The sequence below is a fragment of the Klebsiella sp. BIGb0407 genome (assembly GCF_024807845.1).
Lineage (GTDB): Bacteria > Pseudomonadota > Gammaproteobacteria > Enterobacterales > Enterobacteriaceae > JGM124.
On record NZ_JANUEQ010000001.1, the window covers coordinates 1,142,766 to 1,162,266 of the forward strand.

18 protein-coding genes and 1 riboswitch are annotated in these 19,501 nt (G+C 47.5%); of the genes, 12 read left to right on the top strand and 6 right to left on the bottom strand.

The window, feature by feature from the left end; translation table 11 throughout:
* Positions 1-145: 145 nt before the first annotated feature.
* Positions 146-856, bottom strand: a complete 711-nt coding sequence (locus M2387_RS05365; RefSeq protein ID WP_259047650.1) for a purine nucleoside phosphorylase YfiH/LACC1 family protein — start codon at positions 854-856, stop codon at positions 146-148.
* Between the two features lie 172 nt (positions 857-1,028).
* On the opposite strand from M2387_RS05365, the gene yegS reads away from it, so the two are divergent.
* Complete coding sequence (yegS, locus tag M2387_RS05370; protein WP_259047651.1) at positions 1,029-1,925, top strand: lipid kinase YegS; 897 nt, start codon at positions 1,029-1,031, stop codon at positions 1,923-1,925.
* 47 nt (positions 1,926-1,972) lie between these two features.
* Here yegS and fbaB read toward each other — a convergent pair whose 3' ends face one another.
* Together fbaB and M2387_RS05380 are read right to left on the bottom strand one after the other, a co-directional pair.
* A complete protein-coding gene (gene fbaB / locus M2387_RS05375) occupies positions 1,973-3,025 on the bottom strand; it encodes a class I fructose-bisphosphate aldolase (protein ID WP_259047652.1) in 1,053 nt (350 codons plus the stop codon).
* A gap of 312 nt (positions 3,026-3,337) precedes the next feature.
* On the bottom strand, positions 3,338-3,706 hold the full coding sequence (locus M2387_RS05380) for a hypothetical protein (RefSeq protein WP_259047653.1): 369 nt from the start codon (positions 3,704-3,706) through the stop codon (positions 3,338-3,340).
* Between the two features lie 399 nt (positions 3,707-4,105).
* Here M2387_RS05380 and M2387_RS05385 point away from each other — a divergent pair, with 399 nt between their 5' ends.
* From M2387_RS05385 to M2387_RS05435, 11 genes are all read left to right on the top strand, one after another.
* Positions 4,106-4,549, top strand: coding sequence for a PPC domain-containing DNA-binding protein (locus M2387_RS05385; RefSeq protein WP_259047655.1), 444 nt, complete (start codon positions 4,106-4,108; stop codon positions 4,547-4,549).
* A 27-nt stretch (positions 4,550-4,576) separates the two neighbouring features.
* Positions 4,577-5,152 carry an ECF transporter S component gene (locus M2387_RS05390; protein WP_259047657.1) on the top strand — a complete coding sequence of 192 codons (576 nt, stop codon included), beginning with the start codon at positions 4,577-4,579 and terminating at the stop codon, positions 5,150-5,152.
* Between the two features lie 2 nt (positions 5,153-5,154).
* Positions 5,155-5,859 (top strand): energy-coupling factor transporter transmembrane component T, encoded by a 705-nt coding sequence (locus M2387_RS05395; protein WP_259047658.1) that lies wholly within the window; start codon positions 5,155-5,157, stop codon positions 5,857-5,859.
* On the top strand, positions 5,850-6,695 hold the full coding sequence (locus tag M2387_RS05400; protein ID WP_259047660.1) for an energy-coupling factor ABC transporter ATP-binding protein: 846 nt from the start codon (positions 5,850-5,852) through the stop codon (positions 6,693-6,695). The genes M2387_RS05395 and M2387_RS05400 overlap by 10 nt, the downstream gene beginning before the upstream one ends.
* Positions 6,679-7,491 (top strand): energy-coupling factor ABC transporter ATP-binding protein, encoded by an 813-nt coding sequence (locus tag M2387_RS05405; RefSeq protein ID WP_259047661.1) that lies wholly within the window; start codon positions 6,679-6,681, stop codon positions 7,489-7,491. The genes M2387_RS05400 and M2387_RS05405 overlap by 17 nt, the downstream gene beginning before the upstream one ends.
* Before the next feature lie 627 nt (positions 7,492-8,118).
* Positions 8,119-10,542: a LodA/GoxA family CTQ-dependent oxidase gene (locus M2387_RS05410; protein ID WP_259047662.1), complete on the top strand. Its 2,424-nt coding sequence runs from the start codon at positions 8,119-8,121 to the stop codon at positions 10,540-10,542.
* On the top strand, positions 10,515-11,618 hold the full coding sequence (locus M2387_RS05415) for a tryptophan 7-halogenase (RefSeq protein ID WP_259047663.1): 1,104 nt from the start codon (positions 10,515-10,517) through the stop codon (positions 11,616-11,618). Before M2387_RS05410 ends, M2387_RS05415 begins: the two co-directional genes overlap by 28 nt.
* A 149-nt stretch (positions 11,619-11,767) precedes the next feature.
* Complete coding sequence (locus M2387_RS05420; RefSeq protein ID WP_259047664.1) at positions 11,768-13,324, top strand: catalase family protein; 1,557 nt, start codon at positions 11,768-11,770, stop codon at positions 13,322-13,324.
* A gap of 312 nt (positions 13,325-13,636) precedes the next feature.
* A complete protein-coding gene (locus M2387_RS05425) occupies positions 13,637-14,914 on the top strand; it encodes a nucleoside permease (protein WP_259047665.1) in 1,278 nt (425 codons plus the stop codon).
* The gene (locus M2387_RS05430) at positions 14,911-15,915 is read left to right on the top strand and encodes an ADP-ribosylglycohydrolase family protein (RefSeq protein WP_259047667.1); all 1,005 of its coding nucleotides are present in this window, start codon (positions 14,911-14,913) and stop codon (positions 15,913-15,915) included. Before M2387_RS05425 ends, M2387_RS05430 begins: the two co-directional genes overlap by 4 nt.
* Positions 15,912-16,877, top strand: coding sequence for a PfkB family carbohydrate kinase (locus M2387_RS05435; protein ID WP_259047668.1), 966 nt, complete (start codon positions 15,912-15,914; stop codon positions 16,875-16,877). The genes M2387_RS05430 and M2387_RS05435 overlap by 4 nt, the downstream gene beginning before the upstream one ends.
* Here M2387_RS05435 and M2387_RS05440 read toward each other — a convergent pair.
* Genes M2387_RS05440 through thiM form a run of 3 tightly spaced genes read right to left on the bottom strand, consistent with a single transcriptional unit; the run spans position 16,851 to position 19,208 of the window.
* Entirely contained in the window at positions 16,851-17,597 is a 747-nt protein-coding gene (locus M2387_RS05440) for a GntR family transcriptional regulator (RefSeq protein WP_259047669.1), read from the bottom strand. The genes M2387_RS05435 and M2387_RS05440 overlap by 27 nt on opposite strands.
* A gap of 43 nt (positions 17,598-17,640) precedes the next feature.
* Entirely contained in the window at positions 17,641-18,441 is an 801-nt protein-coding gene (gene thiD / locus M2387_RS05445; protein WP_259047670.1) for a bifunctional hydroxymethylpyrimidine kinase/phosphomethylpyrimidine kinase, read from the bottom strand.
* Positions 18,438-19,208: a hydroxyethylthiazole kinase gene (thiM, locus tag M2387_RS05450; protein WP_259048301.1), complete on the bottom strand. Its 771-nt coding sequence runs from the start codon at positions 19,206-19,208 to the stop codon at positions 18,438-18,440. The genes thiD and thiM overlap by 4 nt, the downstream gene beginning before the upstream one ends.
* Positions 19,209-19,245: 37 nt before the next feature.
* A riboswitch (TPP riboswitch) is annotated at positions 19,246-19,342 on the bottom strand.
* Between the last annotated feature and the right edge of the window lie 159 nt (positions 19,343-19,501).

Sequence of the window (19,501 nt, forward strand, 5' to 3'; positions counted from 1 at the left end):
CGCCGGGCTGAAAAAACGTAACAATAAATGAACAGCGTTTTTTGAAACCACCTCCTTAGTCTGCGCAATCTCCCTTGCGCAGACTTTCTTTTTTGTAATTCCATCCTTCCAGCCTGACTTTTACTTTTCGCTATTCAGGTTAGTTTTAGCCGAATTTCCTGACAGCAGGCCGTTTTTTTATCCACGAGTACTGAAACGACTTTGCCTCTTCTCTGTGCGCTCGCCTGCGGTAACTCCCATAACCATAGGCAGAGCAATAGGTGCATTGACTTATTGATTCAATATTTGAAGGGCTGACACCTTCTTCCGTAAGCAGGTGATGACACCAGCGGGCCAGGCTTAAATAGCGGGAACCGTTATCTCTCACTTCGCTGAAAGGCGTGATATCACATTGATTAGATGATGTTTCTTTTATCGATTGAATCAGGTCTTCTTTAATCTCATAGCAACAGGGCAGGATATGCGGCCCGATACAAAAAAACAGCTCAGACTGGCTGACATTCAATTTTTGTATTTCTGTCAGGGTATTTTTTATAATGCCTTGCGCCAGCCCTTTCCACCCGGCATGCACCACTGAAATTATCTCAGCATCGCTTGAGGCAATGATTAAAGGAATGCAGTCTGCGGTGATGATGCTTATCGTCTTATCTTCTGAATGGCAGACTATGGCATCGGCTTGAATCTTTTTTGAATGTTCTGGGGAGATATTATCATCACATACCCAGACATCAGAGCTATGTATCTGTTTAATCGATATATAACCTCCTTTGGCGACAAAGCGTATTGATTCCTGATGGTTTAGAAAAGCATGAGTAATCCCTTCAATTTTACTGAGCAACACAGAGTGAATCATCATTTCGATACCCCAGATATCTGCATCTGACTGTAACCATTGACTTCTTTATCGGAAATCAGGTGGATTCACAGACGTTATTTTTTACAATGTAATTCTGCCGCCGCCCTGAATCTTGCCTAAACTGAATATATACTCATAATAATTCGAACAACGGACAAGCCAGAGGTGACTAATGACATTTCCAGTTTCATTAATAATACTTAATGGCAAAAGTGCCGAAAACGAACCCCTGCGTGATGCGGTGAACGCCTTGCGGGGCGAAGGTTATACTATCCATATTCGCGTCACTTGGGAAAAAGAAGATACGCCTCGCTATGTGAAAGAAGCCTTAGCGTTACAGGTCGATACGGTGATTGCCGGTGGCGGAGATGGCACCATCAATGCCATTGCTACCTGCCTTGCTGAGCTGGAACCCAAAGTTCGCCCTGCCCTGGGCGTTTTACCGCTAGGTACTGCCAACGATTTTGCTACCAGTGCTGGCATTCCGGAAGAAATTGAACCGGCCTTACGCTTAGCCATTGTTGCCAAGCCGGTCGATATTGACCTGATTCAGGTTAATCACGAATTCTTCTTTATTAATATGGCCACCGGTGGCTTTGGAACGCGCATCACCACAGAGACCCCGAAGAAAATGAAATCCCTGCTCGGAGGGCTTTCCTATTTTATTCACGGCCTGATGCGTATGGACACCCTGAAACCCGACAGCTGTGAAATTCGCGGGGAAGATTTTCACTGGCAAGGTGATGCCCTGGTGATTGGTATTGGTAATGGACGTCAGGCTGGCGGCGGTCAGCGACTCTGTCCTGATGCCCTGATCAATGACGGGTTACTGGATATCCGTATATTTACCGGGGAAGAATTATTACCGGCAATAGTGACTCAGCTGACTGATGATTCAGAGTATTACGAGTTTACTGAAGGAAGATCCAAGTGGTTTAGCATCACCGCAAAGAATGAGATGACCTTTAATCTCGACGGCGAACCCTTAAATGGTAGCGAGTTTCATCTTGAGGTTCACCCTCATGCCCTGGCATGCCGGCTGCCACCTGACTGTCCGTTGATGAAATAGACCGGATTAACGTCTCTCCCTGTTCGGGGAGAGACGTCCTGATTGCATCAGGCGATAGTGACTTTTTTATCCAGATAGACATCCTGCACGGCGTTAATCAATTTCACACCGTCGGGCATCGATTTTTTAAAGGCTTTACGTCCCAGAATAAGCCCCATTCCTCCGGCACGTTTATTGATAACCGCAGTCCGTACGGCGTCACTCAGGTCTGTGGCTCCCCCCGACGCACCGCCAGAGTTAATCAGCCCCGCACGTCCCATATAGCAGTTAGCCAGTTGATACCGGACTAAATCAATCGGATTATCACTGGTGAGTTTGCTATAAACTTTCTCATCGGTATAACCAAAGTCCACCGCATTATAGCCGCCATTATTTTCGGCCATTTTTTGCTTCACGATATCAGCGCCAATAGTCGCTGCCAGATGGTTAGCCTGCCCCGTCAAATCCGCACTGGCATGATAGTCAACGCCATCCTGCTTAAACTCCGGATTACGCAGGTAGGCCCACAATACCGTGACCAGGCCTAACTCATGGGCGCGCTCGAAAGCCGCTGAGATCTCTTCAATCTGGCGACGTGATTCGGGCGATCCAAAATAAATGGTGGCTCCCACCGCAACCGCTCCCAGATTAAAGGCCTGTTCAACACTCGCATACAGTGTCTGATCGTACTGGGTCGGATAGCTTAGGGTTTCGTTATGGTTGAGTTTTACCAGAAAAGGAATGCGGTGAGCATAGCGGCGCGATACTGAAGCCAGCACGCCATAGGTTGATGCCACGCAGTTACATCCCGCTTCAATCGCCAGTTCAACAATATTCTTTGGATCAAAATAGAGCGGATTTGCCGCAAAGGAGGCACCTGCGGAGTGTTCCACCCCCTGATCCACCGGCAGAATAGAAAGATAGCCGGTGCCCGCAAGTCGCCCGGTATTATAGAGCGTCTGCATATTTCGCAGTACCGTTGGCGGACGGTTATTATCAATCATCACCCGGTCAACGTAATCATGCCCCGGTAAATAGAGGTTATCTGCGGGAATCGTCATACAACGGTGTTCGAGTAAGTTAGCGGCTTCTTTGCCCAGTAACTGTACAATATCAGTCATTATTCATCCTCATGGTCTGGCACAGTGAAATATGAATTTAATAATCTGAACATCTTGTTACTTCTTCCCTGGCTGCACCCTGTGAGCTGCAGACAGTATTTGCTACCCGCTACTATTCTGGCACATTCTGGGAAATTTGACGATTTTGTTGAGAAGAATTCTCACATCATTTAAAGGATATTTTTATCGGTTATTTGTGAAATATTAAGCCATTATTTTGATATCACTGTTTATTTTTATTCCGGCCCGAAGGTGAAAATATTTTTCCATCTTTTTCATAGACTTGCCCGATATTAAACTCGGGCAAAAAAATTACTCAGCGGCAATTTCTTGAGGAACCTGCTCTACAGGGTTATTTTCCTGTCTTTCGGCATGCCGGTTTGAAGACTGCGCTAAAGCCCCCGCAGCGACTAATGTCATACCGATGGCTACAGCGGGAACGTTTGCCGTTATTCCGCCGATGAGCGTTGTAATCAGACCTGTTGCGATAATCGCCTTAGGGTGTTTTTTTACGAATTCAGTCGGTGCATTAGCTACTTTTTTCACGAAATTGAGTATCGACAATACTATTTTTCCTGACTTCGTTTCAGAAAATTTATTGTATTGTGTTTTCGTTGCTTCTTTTAAATTATCTACAGCGGATGATATTCTGGCGTAATTCAATGTTTTTGAAATGTTCATATATTCTCTTTATGATAATTATTCAGATTGCCTGAAATATTCTGGCGCTTAATTCTAAATAAAAGCATGGATTATATATTCCAGAAATCGCTCTAAACCTGAAAAGCAATGTGCAAGTGCGGTTTTATAATATTATCCGTAGCGCGATCAGGAGGCGAAGCGCAACGTCCGGTAATGACACAGCATCAGTCATTATTCATCCTTATGCATTATTTGTAAAATAATAAACCATTTTTTCGCTATCAGCCTTTATGTTTTATCATCATTATCAATAAGCTATGCCATATATTTTCTTATGAAATAACACTCTATGTTATTTACTCTAATTATTTTAATGCGATAAATAATATCGGCACACTCAGTTTAAATTACTGTTTTAAGATTTTTTAAGGATAAATAATGTCTCCACAGTCACCTACGCCTTTTTCAACCACACGTTTCCTGGCGTTACGCTTATTACCCGGAGAAGATGTGCTGCCTGCATTACGACAGTATGTGCAACAGCATAATTTACAGGCTGCATTTATTGCTGGTTGTGTCGGGAGTTTAACCAATGTGGCCTTGCGCTATGCCGGTCAGAGCTACGCGGGCGAGAAAGGCATTGATTTACTTCAGGGTAAGTTTGAAGTGGTCTCATTGATTGGTACCCTGGATGCAAAAGGTGAACATTTACATCTCGCTGTATCTGATGAAAAAGGCACCATGACAGGGGGCCATATGATGGACGGCTGTACTGTCAGAACCACTTTAGAACTGGTTATCGGTGAGCTGGAGCAGGTGACATTTCAACGTGAAACCTGTGCGCTTTCCACTTATGAAGAGTTAGTGGTTACCCTCCGATAAACCCCTTTAAATAACAGTTGATTATAAATGAAAATACAACTTTCCAGCAGTACTCTGGTGCTTATCGTTATTTCAATAGCGATTAACATTATCGGTGACCAACTGAGTTCAATCGTTAAATTACCTATTTTCCTCGACTCAATTGGCACCATTATTAGTGCGTTAGTTGCCGGCCCCTGGATTGCCTTATTAACGGGTTTACTGAGTAATCTACTCAGTGGCCTGATAAGCGGCCCGATTGCTGTCGCTTTTGCTCCCGTTTCAATGGTGATTGGTTTAACCGCAGGCTTTCTTGCCCGTGCAGGTTTCTTCCGAACGTTACCGCGCGTTATTTTATCCGGTGTGATTATCACTCTGGTATTAACGGTGATTGCCGTACCGATCCGCGTGTATTTGTTTGGCGGTACCTCAGGGAGTGGCGCAGACTTCTTTATCGCCTATCTGACCGCCGTGGGTGAAGACCTGTTTTTATCCGTCTCTTATACGGTTATTGGTGCGAATCTGGTCGACAAAATTCTATCGGCGATTATTGCCTGGTTGCTGATCCGCCGCCTGCCGCAGCGCACGCTACGCAATTTCCCGCAGATTGCCCGAGTGCGTTAGGTATGCACCCTTTTACCTCATTTACGCTTTGGATCTGGGTTTGTGCCAGCTCACTGTTTTTACCCTTGGGCTGGCCTCTGGTACTCCTGAGTAGCACTCTGTTTATTGCCCTGCTATCCTGGCCAGCCGCGCGTTATCGCTGGCGTTTTGTTGCCTGGCTATTGATTCCAATGGCTCTGGGATTATGGATGGTACACAGCGGCTGGCTGGCGCACTGGCTAACCGGTGCCCCCCTGGACACCAGCCGCCATGCTCATGCCCTGACGCTCTGGATACGGTTGCTGGCAATTATCAGCAGTGCACAGCTCTGGCTCCAGTATGTCAGTACTGAACGCTTTATCAGCGCCCTGTTTGCCAGCCGTTTACCGGTCAGTTTCGCCTATTTGCTGGCGGGTCCGTTATTACTGGTGGAACAACTACGTCTGCAGCTGGCTCATATTCGTGAAGCACAAATCGCGCGTGGTGTACCACTCGACGGCAATATCTGGCAACGTTTCACTGCCCTGCCCGCCTTGATTTTACCTCTGGCGGGCCAGGCACTGAGCGATTTATCCATACGTGGTGCCGCTCTTGATCTGCGTGCCTTCAGGGCGGTAAGGCGACGCACAACGTTAAATGCTCCCAGCGATAGTCGCATTCAAGTGATTATACGCTACGGATTACTGGTATTGATTCTGATTGAAGGAGGCGTTCGCTGGTGGTGGTAAATTTACAGCAATTTAGCTATACGCCTAAGGGCGCATCTGAGTCACTGCTCGGTCCTCTGGATTTACAACTTGCTGCGGGTGAATGGCTGACCGTACTGGGCGGGAACGGCAGCGGTAAAACGACACTGGCACAGTTATTATGTGGCGGGCTCGGCAGCCTGTTACACGGGCAGGTAAATGGTCATGGGGAAGTCCAGGGTATCACCCTCTCTGAAGGGACGCTGACCACTTATGCTGCTCAGCGCCAGTTGGTACAACAATCACCGCAGCTACAACTTTCAGGCTGCGCATTTAGCGTCGAGCAGGAAGTCGCATTTGGTCCGGAAAACTTAGGTTTACCCTCTGACGAAATAATCGATCGGGTGAATGAGGCACTGATATTAACCAAAACCGATACGCTACGTTTGCGTCATCCGGCCACGCTGTCAGGAGGCGAAGCACAACGCGTGGTGATTGCCAGCGCCCTGGCAATGAGACCGCAGCTGTTATTACTGGATGAAGCTTTCAGCCGTATGACTCCCAGCATGACACAACGGATCCTCGAGCAGTTAACGCTCGACTCACAACGCCATGGATATGCGGTTATTCTGTTTGAACGGAGCTTACTGCCCGCAGCCAGTCACGGCAAACAATTACTTTTACTGGAACAGGGTAAGGTTCTGGCGTCAGGATCATTACAAGAGGTATTTGTCCCGGCGTTAGCAACCATTAATGCCCCGGACGCCTGGCGTGCTCTGGGCAAACTTTCCGAACTGGAGGATTGGCCGCTGCCTGTTCCAAAGGATGAACTCAGCTTACTGAAAGCCTTTCGGGAGCATTATGCTGCAACTCGATAAAATTAGTTATCGCTGGCCTCAGACCAGTAACAATTGTATTTCACAACTGTCATTACACCTGAGGCCAGGTGAATCTGTCGCACTCGTCGGTGATAACGGTGCCGGAAAATCAACCTTACTACGTCTGGCGGCAGGACTATTAACACCCGACGAAGGACAGGTTCGGTTAAAAGGAAAGGAACTAAAAAAATACAGTGCACCAGATCGGGCAAACCATATTGGCGTGCTGTTTCAGGAGGCTGAACGACAGATTTTCTATAATAGGGTATTTGATGAAGTCGCGTTTGGGCTACGCCGTCAGAAACTACCCGCAGATGAAATATCTCGCAGAACCTTGCAGGCTCTGGTCGACTGCGGGCTGGAGGATGTGGCTGAACTTCATCCGTTAGATCTTCATGCTGGTCAACGTCGAATGGTGGCAGTAGCCAGTCTCTCAGCCGTAGCCCCGTCGGTTCTGTTGCTTGATGAGCCAAGCCGTGATTTTGATGCTAAATGGTTATCACGATTTGAATTCTGGCTGGAGAATCAACGTACTGTGGGCACCGCTATTCTTGCCATCAGCCACGATCTGGATTTTATTGCTCGTCATTTTCCACGTGTGGTTCATCTTGAGGAAGGTGAGCTCATTGCCGAAGGTTCACCTGAAGAGGTGTTACGCAGCCCGGCCCTACAGCCCCCCTCTGCATTACCGGCACCAACCTTATACCCGCTCAGCGAGATATATAGCCTGCCGCTGGAAAGTAATCCACAACGCTGGGTTCAGAACTGGCTGGAAAAGTTAAAAACGACGTCATAACCTTCTGTATTATCATGCTCCCATAAAAATACCGGGAGTATGATCACTAATAAAGCGCCCCTTTGCTGAGAGTGAGCTACACTTAACTTATCAGTTCGGTACTGATTTATTCTTAACCTGCTAATAATTAAGCACCATTAAGAAACCACAAGTTCAATAAAATCCTATTAAATCCATAAATAACGATATATTAGCCTGTTATTTGTAATATAAATGTATAAATTCAGCCCGTCAAAACACAAAACAAAGATAAGGCAGGATTATATCCTATTTCCTGAAAGAAGGGATATACTTTTCTAAATACCACAGATATAGTATTTCCTGATAGCGAATAGATAAAGTTTATTTCGTCTGTCTGTCTGCCTGAAAAATTAAACATTTTATTTACTAGTGAATAAATTAGCACTAGATCACTGTCAGTTCATGACGTTTTGTTTTTTTTGAAATGATTTAATCATAAACACACATCAGAAAATTAATAAAACCACCCCAATCAAATTCATCTATTGATTGCGCGGGTTGATTATGTATCTTCCTTTAATAAAACATTAATATCATTAGTTCCTTTCTATTTTTTTTGAAAATTGTCTTTTAATGTTAAACATTAAACTACCAGAGGATTTCTTAATGAATAGTAAAAGTACTGAACAGCATAAAACTATACCTCCCGCTATTATTAAAAACGCTATTAACAATAAAGCCTCGCTCTATGAAACAGGGTTAACCGTCATCATTCCTGCCGAAGCAGGGCTGAAACATTATGATTTACTGACTATTTACTGGAAAGGAAAAGAGGGAGTTAATAAAAGTCACCCGAAAGCTATAACACAACAGCGTGAAGGGAAAAAATTTACTTATCAAATACCACTCAGACAATTAGAAAAAAATTCACTTCTGGAGGTATGGTATTCCTTTCATAGAGTCGGGGCCGATGATATTAAAACCTCTCCCGTGACAACTATAAATATCTCCATAACTGAAGAAACAGCATCAATCATCGCTAAAGAATCAGTTAAAAAAAAGCTGTTTCAGAAATTCAGCATTACAGAGCCGGAAAGTCATTCTCAATTATCCAGGGTCGATGATCAAAACAAAGTCGACCACATTGTTTATGCTAAAATACATCCAGCTATTGGTATCGGTCGTGTGGGGAACAGTGAAGATGAATATTATATTGGACCTGAGTATTTACATGAACCTCCACCACCTTTTGGAGCAACTCGCGATGATACCGGAGCTATTAAGCGACAAGCTGCCAAATTCAGAATTATTGGTTATAACAAACATGGCATGGCGGTGGCAGAATTAACCGCTGATAATGCAGATATTACCTGGGAAGTTGAACTCGCAAATAAAAAAGCCTCCTGGTACTGTTTTGATAATGCTATGGATCAACCTGCGGGTGAATCAGTAGAACGCCGTAATCCATTAATTACCGGTAACCAACGTAAAACGCTGGAAATCACCCCAGCAGCGCAGAAAATAAGCGGTGCAGAACAGAGCGGTGTCTATTTTGATGACGGCGCATTTAAAGATGTCTCTGTTGATTTAGGTGAATTACTGACTGACGAAAAAGGTCATCTATTAGTGCTGGGGGGCCATGGCATATCAGCCTCTCCGAGTGGTGCGCCATTATTGCTTACCGATTCCAAGGGTAATGAAATTAACTTCAATAACTCAGCCGACTGGTATGACGATACTTCTGATGGCCCGGTTTCGGCTGAGGTAAATATTGACGGAAGAAAAATTCCGGTAACCGGTGCCTGGGTCGTTATCGGACCACCTGATTATGCTCCGGGCATTGTTCCCTTCCGTTCAATGTACGACATGATTAGACACGCAACGTTAGAAATGGATCATAATACCTCTTATACCCTCGATATTTTGCCATTACTGTTCAACCTTTCTAACCTGCAATGGGTTAATGTCGGTTTCGCGCGCGTATTCGGCGAGGGCGGTTTATATCCAATCGATTCAGAACTGATTAAAACACTCGCCGAACCGGATAGCTATCTTGAGCGTTTTGAGATCTTCGAACGATTTCGGGCCCCTGATGATGATAGCAACGAAGGTGGCGATGAAATGCTCTGGCCGCAATTGTATGGTGATGCGTTTCATGGGCCAATCGAAGGTGGCGAAAATGACGTGCTTCTGCCTGTTGCTCCGGAAAGCTATGAGCATCTTGTTAATTTCGTTCTGGGTAATTTTATCGACGATCTCGATTATAGTAGCCTATTCGGAGATGCAAAATTTCCAACCCATTTCCGACCGTTTACTAACCCTGCTGTTCCTCTTCCCTCTCCTTCTGACTGGTTTTATCTCCAAATCAAAGCAAATCTTCTGGATATGGGGCCCTTATCCTACTGCTGTGCGGACGCCTTCCATCCTGGCTGTGAGCTAACCTGGCCGATGAGACACCCGACGCTATACGATGATTTTCTACGGATTAGACGCCGCGAAGAAGACGACCCGGAACGTGATTATGGCGATATCCTGACGCCTGATGAAGCGTTGTCAGAGGACGGGCCTCTGCATGCACAAACACCAGGTGGACTTAGCCGCTGGATGGCAGTTCCCTGGCAGGGCGATACCGCCCGCTGCCGCTCAGGTTACGACAAAGATTTTCACCCCTACTTACCGTCGTTCTGGCCTGCCAAGGTCCCAAATGAAGTCCTCTCTGAAGCGAACTATGACATTTACATGGATAGCCGACATAGTGCAGAAGAGCGAAAGGAAGCCTTTCAGACCAGGGACTACTGGCAACGAGGTTTCCTGCTAGAAGGTCTTGATAATGAGGCCGTAATGCAAATGACCGTTGAGCGCTTTGACGAGTTAGGCATTGTGCAGCAATGCCCGGCCTCCGATGAGGATGAGGAAATAAGAGAAAGTGTGTTTGTTGAGCACTTAAAACCCGGGGCTGAACCCTTCCCTGCCGCAGCTGCCGCTTTCAGTACCCGTATAGACGGTAGCCCAGTGGGTGACAGAGAAGCTCTCTTAAAACAACTCGGATGGACTCAAGAACAATGGGACAAATTCAGACGAACACGCTAACCCATATGCATTGCGATGCAGTGATTGTCGGGGGAGGACCCGCAGGTGCCGTTGCGGCCAGGGGACTATCACTCGGCGGGAAGCAGGTTGTATTACTGGATCCGGGCCACACCATTGAGCAAAAAATAGGAGAAAGTTTACCGGGTGCTGCTCGTCCAATGCTGAATAAACTGGGTTTACTGCCCTGGGTTGAAAACTCGGCCTCTTTGACAAACAAAGGGAATTTATCCAGCTGGGGTGATGACAGATTAAGGGAAACTGACTTTATTCATGACCCTTACGGGTGTGGATGGCACCTTGACCGACAGCACTTTGAGCATAACCTGCGTAATGCCGCTGTCGAATCAGGCACGCTGTTGCTAAAAGAACGTTTATCTTCTGTCAGTGACAACGATAAGGGTATAGATATTCAAGCGGGGGCGTTCAAAATCTCAGCGAAGTGGATGATTAATGCCTGTGGTCGTTCACAATTTGTTGCCAGTCAGTTAGGTGTTGTCAGACAAAAAGATCCGCCTTTGTTTGCAATCTATACCTGGTGCCAAAGTGATAGCCCGGATACACGCAGTATGGTAGAAGCAGTGCCTTCCGGGTGGTGGTATACGGCTGGGCTGCCTGATGGTAAGCGAGTTGTGGCATTTTTTACTCTGGCACAACACGCAAAAATCTTGCTACGCGACAATAATCACTTTATATCAGCATTGAAAGAAACAAAACATATTGCCCGACAGGGTGTCTGGGAATATATATCAACAGCACCATTGCATATCATAGAAGCCACGGCAGGATATTTAAAACAGGCAGTCAGTGAGCGCTGGATAGCAGTGGGTGATGCCGCGGTATCATTCGACCCTCTATCATCACAGGGAATATATAATGCAATTTACACAGGACTCCGAGGGGCTGAAGCTGTTAATGCAGTATTAAACGATAATGACTACTCTTTACTCTACCAATATGATGAAAGAATCAAATTAATTCGTGATGCCTATCGTCAGGAAGTTAGTCAATATTATCGGCTGGAACAGCGGTGGTCTAAGCACCGATTCTGGCAAACTCATCAGGCAGAAAGAGCGTAATAGCTTCAAGTCGCGCCAGGGAAATAAATAAAGCAATAATAATTATCCACAATTCGTGAAGTTATATAAAGCTGGATATTAACAAGTGTCGTTATCTTGTTAATATCCAGGCAATCATCTATTTTATTAAAACCTCTACAGGTGACATTATGAGCGATGACAATGCTAAAGATATGGCAAGAAATAATCAGAGTATTCAGCCCGCCTCTGATAGCGCCGCAATAGAAGATATTCGCCGCATGTTTGTTGATGAAATACAGGTTCCACGTATCGTTAATAATAATCAGACGCCCGCCAAACGCGCCGCTTTTGCCAAGACGCATGGTACTGTTTCTGGCTCATTTCAGGTCGTTGATAATCTGCCAGAAAGATACCAGGTGGGTATATTTATACCCGGCAAACGCTATACGGCATGGGTCAGGTACTCAAGCGATATCGCACAAACCGCCGCAGACCTTAATTCTACAGTCGGTATCGGTATCAAACTTTTCGGTATTACAGGCAGAAAATCAATCGACCAGGAAGCAGATGGCAGCACGCTGGATTTTATCTTGCAAAATACCGAAGTGTTTTTTGCCTCCGATGCAGACGATATGGTTAACTTTAAGTCAGCCGCAATGAGTGGAAAACTGGACGCGTTCCTGGTCAATAACCCGGAAATGGCCGCTGTTCTGGATAGTATGGATAAAAAAGTTGATACCCTTTTAGGTGAGCCACTCTGGAGTTGTGTCCCCTTTAAATTTGGCAATGACTATTGCAAATTTAAACTCCATGCAAGAACGCTTCCAAGTTCAAATCATGTAGCCAATTTTGGAGGTATCAATTATCTCGCAGAAGATTTAGCCTATAGATTAAGGAATAGCGAGATTAAACTCGATTTTTACGTGCAACTGCGTAATAACCCGGCGAAACAATCTCTTACTGATGCCCGGAACCTATGGGATGAGCGCGAGGCGGTACCCTATAAGGTCGCCACATTAACGCTTTACCAGCAGGATATAAGAACCCGACAACAGCAAGAATACGGCGAGTCATTATCCTTTAACCTCTGGCGAACCCTACCGGAAATGGAACCTGTGGGAAGTATCGCTGAGGCCAGAAAAGTGATTTATCAATCATCGGCCGAAGTACGCCGAAATGTGAATGGACAAAGTATCGGGGAACCGGATAAACCAAGAGCCTCTCAACTTGCCGGTATGCCTGTTTTTACCCCTACTCTTGACACCCCCTGGCCGATTGGGACATTAGGGAATAGCAGCGAAGATTTCAGCAGCTTTGGCCCGCACACCATACAAAAGAATCACTTCACCACTAAATTTCCAGAAATAACAATAAGCGCTCGCGATACATTATACCCTATATATGTAAATGACAGAGGTAATCTGTCAGGTAATCCTTTGATGCAAAGAGGGATTATCTATGTAAATTATCCCTATGGTTCCAGCACCATAAGGTTACTCTTTGAAAAGCATAATATGAAGAATGTTAGTTTTGATTTAATCGTCGCACGTGGAATCAGTGAGAGTTTAATGACAATATCATCTTACCAGGATACCAAACTTATTGAATCATCCGAAACGGGCGACATTAACGCGCGTGTAACGATACAGCCAGCAAACGGAAGTTATTTTAACGTACTGACATTTAAGATTAATAATGGCGTATTTGCGTTTTCATTAAATAACTTCGTAATGACTTATGCATAATAAGTCACGGTTGTTAAGCTAACTCAATAGAGAAGAAGGTCTTTATATTGAGTAAATTATTATACTGACAGATTACGCCTCCATAAAAATGGAGGCGTAATCATTTCTTGTCCTGATCCGATAAACATGCAGACTCTCTTCTTTACTCATCAGGCTAATTTTCATTTTGATGCCGACTTCAATGCCTTCGGCTGACTCGATTCATGCCATCAAAACTGTGAAGGCGTTCATAACTTCAACGCAAAGGTATTTAAAAGGTATTATCAAGTGGTACTATCCAGACGTACCTTACCTGCCATGAAGGATTTAAAAATGAAAATAACAGCCAAGCTGTCGTTCATGATGTTTGTTGAGTGGTTTATCTGGGGAGCCTGGTTTGTCCCACTGTGGTTATGGCTTAGCAAAAGCGGCTTTACCGCCGGGGAAATCGGCTGGTCTTACGCCTGTACGGCAATTGCGGCTATTTTGTCACCTATTTTGGTGGGTTCACTGACGGACCGTTTTTTTTCGGCTCAAAAGGTTCTCGCTGTCTTAATGTTTGCGGGTGCAATCCTGATGTATTTTGCCGCGCAGCAAACCACTTTTGCAGGGTTCTTCCCACTATTACTGGCATATTCTCTCACCTATATGCCAACCATCGCCCTTACCAACAGCATCGCTTTTGCTAACGTGTCGGATGTCGAGCGTGATTTCCCGCGCATTCGCGTGTTGGGCACCATTGGCTGGATAGCATCCGGCCTGGCCTGCGGCTTTCTGCCACAAATGCTGGGCTATAACGATATATCCCCGACCAATATTCCTTTACTTATTACCGCGGGTAGTTCAGCCGTGCTGGGGGTTTTTGCCTTCTTCTTACCCGACACGCCGCCAAAAAGTACCGGCAAGATGAATTTCAAGGTGATGCTCGGGCTGGACGCACTGATCCTGCTGCGGGATAGAAACTTCCTCGTCTTTTTCTTCTGCTCTTTCCTGTTTGCCATGCCGCTGGCGTTTTACTACATCTTTGCCAACGGGTATCTGACAGAAGTGGGGATGAAAAATGCCACCGGCTGGATGACCCTCGGACAGTTCTCCGAAATCTTCTTTATGCTGGCTCTGCCGTTCTTCACTAAACGCTATGGTATTAAGAAGGTGTTATTACTTGGTCTTATTACCGCGGCTATTCGTTATGCCTTCTTTATCTTCGGTGGAGCGGAAGAGTACTTCACTTATGGTCTGCTGTTCCTGGGTATTTTGCTGCACGGGGTCAGTTACGACTTCTACTACGTTACCGCCTATATCTATGTTGATAAGAAAGCCCCTGTACATATGCGTACTGCAGCCCAGGGCCTGATAACTCTGTGCTGTCAGGGGTTTGGCAGCCTGCTCGGCTATCGTCTTGGCGGAATGATGATGGAAGACATGTTTGCCTATAAAGAACCGGTTAACGGTCTGACCTTCGACTGGGCGGGCATGTGGACTTTCGGGGCAATAATGATAGCCGTGATAGCCGTACTATTTATGATTTTCTTTCGCGAATCGGACAAAGACATCACAGCAATTAACGTCGACGAACGCGATAATGCGCTGACAAAAGGGGAAGTAAAATGAAAGCAGAACGTATCCTTGGTGCCCTCTACGGGCAAGCATTAGGAGATGCGATGGGTATGCCGTCTGAGCTGTGGCCAAGAACGCGCGTTAAGGCACACTTTGGCTGGATTGACCGCTTTCTCCCAGGGCCTGAAGAGAATAATGCGGCCTGCTATTTTCAGCGCGCAGAATTTACTGACGATACCTCAATGGCACTTTGCCTTGCTGATGCACTGCTGGCTCGCGATGGCCAAATCGATCCAGACCTGATTGGCCATAATATCCTCGAGTGGGCGCTGAAGTTTGACGCCTTCAATAAAAATGTCCTTGGACCAACGTCAAAAATTGCGCTGAATGCGATTCGCACCGGAAAACCGGTCGCGGAGCTGGAAAATAATGGTGTGACCAATGGCGCAGCAATGCGTGTCTCACCGCTGGGCTGTCTGTTGCCAGCGCAGGATCTTGATACCTTTATTGATGAGGTAGCCTTGGCGTCAAGCCCGACGCATAAGTCGGATCTGGCCATTGCCGGGGCCGTGGTCGTCGCCTGGGCTATTTCGCGAGCTATCAACGGCGATAAGTGGGCCGATATCGTGACATCTCTGCCCGCCATCGCCCATTACACTCAGCAAAAACGTATTACCACCTTTAGTGCATCCCTTGCGGCACGCCTTGAAATAGCGCTTAAAATTGTACGTGAAGCCAACGGCGTGGAATCCGCCAGCGAACAGCTCTATCAGGTCGTCGGGGCAGGAACCAGCACGATCGAGTCAGTCTCCTGCGCCATTGCCATGGTTGAACTGGCACAAACGGATCCTAACCGCTGCGCCATCCTGTGCGCCAACCTTGGCGGCGATACCGACACCATTGGCGCGATGGCAACCGCTATCTGCGGAGCGCTTCATGGGATCTCGGCGATAGATCCGCAGTTCAAAGCAGAGCTGGATGCGGTAAACCAGCTTGATTTCACGCGCTATGCCACAGCACTGGCTACTTTCCGTCAGCAGCGGGAGGCGTTATGAGCAGTCCCCGTTTACACAATTTGTTACCCACATTAGCCACCCGTCACCCCGTCACCCTGGTGGGGGCGGCTGTGATTGACGTGATTGCCGATGCTTATGCCCTGCCATGGCGGGGTTGCGATATTGAGCTTAAGCAGCAAGGCGTTAATGTGGGAGGTTGTGCGCTAAATATTGCCGTAGCCCTGAAGCGCCTGGGCATAGAGGCCAGTAACGCCCTGCCTCTGGGTCAGGGGGTATGGGCAGAGATTATTCGTAATCGCATGGCGAAGGAAAATCTGCACAGCCTTATCGATAACGCAGATGGCGATAACGGCTGGTGTCTGGCGCTGGTAGAACCCGACGGTGAACGTACCTTTATGTCTTTTAGCGGCGTGGAAAATCAGTGGAATGCCGACTGGCTGGCACAAGTAAACGTACCGCCCGGAAGCTTTATCTATTTTTCCGGTTATCAATTAGCTTCACCTTGCGGTGAATTACTGGTGAGCTGGCTGGAGAGTTTAGAGGAGGTCACGTCCTTTATCGATTTTGGTCCGCGAATTGGCGATATCTCGCCTGCATTGATGACCCGAATTATGGCCTGTCGACCATTGGTATCCCTGAATCGTCAGGAAGCAGACAGTGCCGCGGAACGCTTTAACCTCTCGCCGGATATTGAAACATTTGGCACCGAATGGGTTAACCGTTTTGCATCAAAGCTTATCGTGCGTCACGATAAAGACGGTGCCTGGTATTTCACCCAGACGTCGGCGGGCCAGGTCAACGCCTTTACGACGACCGTGGTTGATACCATTGGCGCAGGTGACAGTCATGCAGGCGGTGTACTGGCAGGGCTGGCATCAGGCTGGTCGCTGGCAGACGCCGTACTATTAGGCAATGCGGTAGCGGCCTGGGTCGTCGGGCAGCGTGGAGGCGATTGCGCCCCCACGCGTGAAGCACTATTCCTCGCACACAAAGACGTATAGGTCGCTGCGGCAATAGCTAATGCTGTATTCAATGGGCCGTTGCTGTTGATCGAGAGCAATCTGTTTGATCACCAGCACCGGTACCGTACTTTCCATTTTTATATGTGACTGAAAGTCGCTATCCGGCATGCGAGCACTGACCCGCGAATGGGTCCTCTGAGGGAAAATGCTCTGACTGCGGAAATAGTCATACAGCGAAACACCAATCGCATCAACATCATGAATTAAATTGACGGGCACCCAGGACTCTTCAATCGAAACGGCATCTTCATCGACATAGCGAATACGCTTAAGCAGAAAGACATCGCTGTTTGCCGCAATGGATAACTGCTGCGCCACATCATCCGGGCACTTCACCACCCGTTTATTAACCCACAGGGTATCCGGTTTTTTACCCCGCAATACCACTTGCTGAGAAAAGCCGCGCGCTTCTTTTAAAGAGTATTCGAAAATATTGTTTATCTGGGTTCCGTATCCTCTGGCGCGGGTCACCACCCCCTCTTCTTCCAGGGCCTGCATGGCTTTGCGTACCGTAATACGCGATACGCCAGTTAACTGACTCAAATCGCGCTCACCGGGCAAAATATTGCCGTGCTCTAAAAGCCCGCTGCGAACGGCATTTTTTACCGTTTCCGCAAACTTTATATACAGCGGGGTGTTATCCACCGCTGCGATCCGCTCGTTCAGTTGTGCAATAAGCCGGGTATGCGCTTGTTCCATTTGTCTTTTTCCGGGCCGGGGGTCAGCGCTTAGTATACTACTATTACCACCACTGATGAAAATGATGTACCGGGCCAATACCCTGCCCCACTTCCAGACTATCGGCTTGCGCCAGCGCCCCGGAAAGCCAGCTTTTGGCCTGCTGGATGGTCGTTATCCAGTCAGGATGGCGTGGCCGTAGGGCGGTCAGGGCGGCAGAAAGCGTACAACCGGTACCGTGGGTGTTTTTTGTCACCACGCGCGGGGCGGTAAACCGCTGCTCTCCGCTGGCCGTAAACAGCCAGTCCGGGCTTTCGCTGTCCGTCAGATGCCCGCCTTTCAGCAGTACCGCCTGACAGCCCAAGGCTAATAATGCTCTGCCCTGCTCTTTCATCTCATATTCATTACGGGCATGAGGAGCATCAAGCAAAGCGGCGGCTTCCGGTAAATTCGGGGTGATCAGTGCGACTTTGGGAATCAAGTGTCGCCGCAGGCTATCCACCGCTTGTGGCGCCAGTAGCGGGTCACCGCTTTTCGCCAGCATCACGGTATCCAGCACGACGTTGGTGATTTGATAGCGGGTGAGTTGAGCGGCAACTGTCTCAACAATATCGGCCTCAGACAGCATACCTATTTTCACCGCATCAATACGTACGTCACTTAATACCGAGTCTAACTGAGCGGCAACAAATGCGGGTTCAATACGATAGAGGGACTGAACGCCCTGAGTATTTTGCGCCACCAGCGCCGTGATAACGCTCGTACCATAAGCGCCCAGGGCAGAAAAAGTCTTCAGATCGGCCTGAATACCGGCACCGCCACTGGGATCGGTACCTGCGATGGTCAGGGCATTAATCCGTTTCATACTTCTTCTCCCATCACTGACAGGGCATCAAGCAGACCAACGGCAAAACTGCCCAGCCCCTTGTTCTGACGAGCGGCCAGTGAACCGGCCTGTTTCATAAAACCGCAGCCTGCGGCAATATTATCCAGCCGGTCTCCGGGTAAAGCACAACAAGCAGCCACCACCGCTGAGAGCGCACATCCCGTTCCGACCACACGGGTCATCAGAATACTGCCCCCGGTTAGGGTTCGGATACGTTCGCCATCGGTCACGTAATCAACTTCTCCCGTCACCACCACAATAGCCCCCGTTTGCCGGGCAAGCGTCTGCGCCGCAGGGAGGGCACTGAGGGCACTATCCGTACTGTCCACACCTCGCCCACCGCCACTTAAACCCGTGAGCGCAATGATTTCCGAAGCATTACCGCGGATAGCAGCAGGTTTTTGCCCAATAATCTGCTGGCAAAATTGGCTCCGGAAGGTCAACCCACCCACAGCAACCGGATCCAGAACCCAGGGAGTCTCTGCCGCCAGCGCGCTATCAATAGCCCGTCGTATCGCCTGCGTCTGAAACGTGGTTAAAGTGCCGACATTAATCAATAAGGCATCAGCGATAGCCGCAAATTCTTCGGCCTCATCAGGGTCAACCACCATCGCGGGTGAAGCGCCCAACGCCAGCAATATATTGGCGGTAAAAGCCTGAACAACATCATTGGTTATGCAGTGAACGAGCGGAGAGTTGCGACGAAAAGTCTGTAAAACAGCTAAGTCGAGCGGGTCAGGTTGCATCATTTAAAGCTCCTGTCCGGCGTGAAAGAAGGGACACCGGACAGGTATCTGACTTCCCTACGCTGGCATTATCCAGATCAGGTGGTACGGGTATTTCTCAGCCTTCACTAGGAAGGGCACCCCGAGTCATTTAAATCAAAATCAAAAACTTGCGATTAATGTTCCTCATTAATCCCTAATCAGGATAATGCCAGCGGAAGGTCAGACAAACAAGCCCTAAAATGCAGATGTGTACCATGTTGTGTGCCAGATTGTGTGACACCAAACGAATATGCCACCGCGGTTCTGGACAT

Excerpts from the sequence above, each read along its gene's own strand:
- M2387_RS05395 (WP_259047658.1), top strand. The coding sequence starts at position 5,155 with ATGCACCCTTTTACCTCATTTACGCTTTGGATCTGGGTTTGTGCCAGC.
- M2387_RS05365 (WP_259047650.1), bottom strand. The coding sequence starts at position 856 with ATGATGATTCACTCTGTGTTGCTCAGTAAAATTGAAGGGATTACTCAT.
- M2387_RS05440 (WP_259047669.1), bottom strand. The coding sequence starts at position 17,597 with ATGGAACAAGCGCATACCCGGCTTATTGCACAACTGAACGAGCGGATC.
- thiD (WP_259047670.1), bottom strand. The coding sequence starts at position 18,441 with ATGAAACGGATTAATGCCCTGACCATCGCAGGTACCGATCCCAGTGGC.
- M2387_RS05390 (WP_259047657.1), top strand. The coding sequence starts at position 4,577 with ATGAAAATACAACTTTCCAGCAGTACTCTGGTGCTTATCGTTATTTCA.
- M2387_RS05420 (WP_259047664.1), top strand. The coding sequence starts at position 11,768 with ATGAGCGATGACAATGCTAAAGATATGGCAAGAAATAATCAGAGTATT.
- M2387_RS05380 (WP_259047653.1), bottom strand. The coding sequence starts at position 3,706 with ATGAACATTTCAAAAACATTGAATTACGCCAGAATATCATCCGCTGTA.
- M2387_RS05415 (WP_259047663.1), top strand. The coding sequence starts at position 10,515 with ATGGGACAAATTCAGACGAACACGCTAACCCATATGCATTGCGATGCA.
- M2387_RS05405 (WP_259047661.1), top strand. The coding sequence starts at position 6,679 with ATGCTGCAACTCGATAAAATTAGTTATCGCTGGCCTCAGACCAGTAAC.
- M2387_RS05385 (WP_259047655.1), top strand. The coding sequence starts at position 4,106 with ATGTCTCCACAGTCACCTACGCCTTTTTCAACCACACGTTTCCTGGCG.
- M2387_RS05435 (WP_259047668.1), top strand. The coding sequence starts at position 15,912 with ATGAGCAGTCCCCGTTTACACAATTTGTTACCCACATTAGCCACCCGT.
- thiM (WP_259048301.1), bottom strand. The coding sequence starts at position 19,208 with ATGCAACCTGACCCGCTCGACTTAGCTGTTTTACAGACTTTTCGTCGC.
- M2387_RS05410 (WP_259047662.1), top strand. The coding sequence starts at position 8,119 with ATGAATAGTAAAAGTACTGAACAGCATAAAACTATACCTCCCGCTATT.
- M2387_RS05430 (WP_259047667.1), top strand. The coding sequence starts at position 14,911 with ATGAAAGCAGAACGTATCCTTGGTGCCCTCTACGGGCAAGCATTAGGA.
- yegS (WP_259047651.1), top strand. The coding sequence starts at position 1,029 with ATGACATTTCCAGTTTCATTAATAATACTTAATGGCAAAAGTGCCGAA.
- M2387_RS05425 (WP_259047665.1), top strand. The coding sequence starts at position 13,637 with ATGAAAATAACAGCCAAGCTGTCGTTCATGATGTTTGTTGAGTGGTTT.
- fbaB (WP_259047652.1), bottom strand. The coding sequence starts at position 3,025 with ATGACTGATATTGTACAGTTACTGGGCAAAGAAGCCGCTAACTTACTC.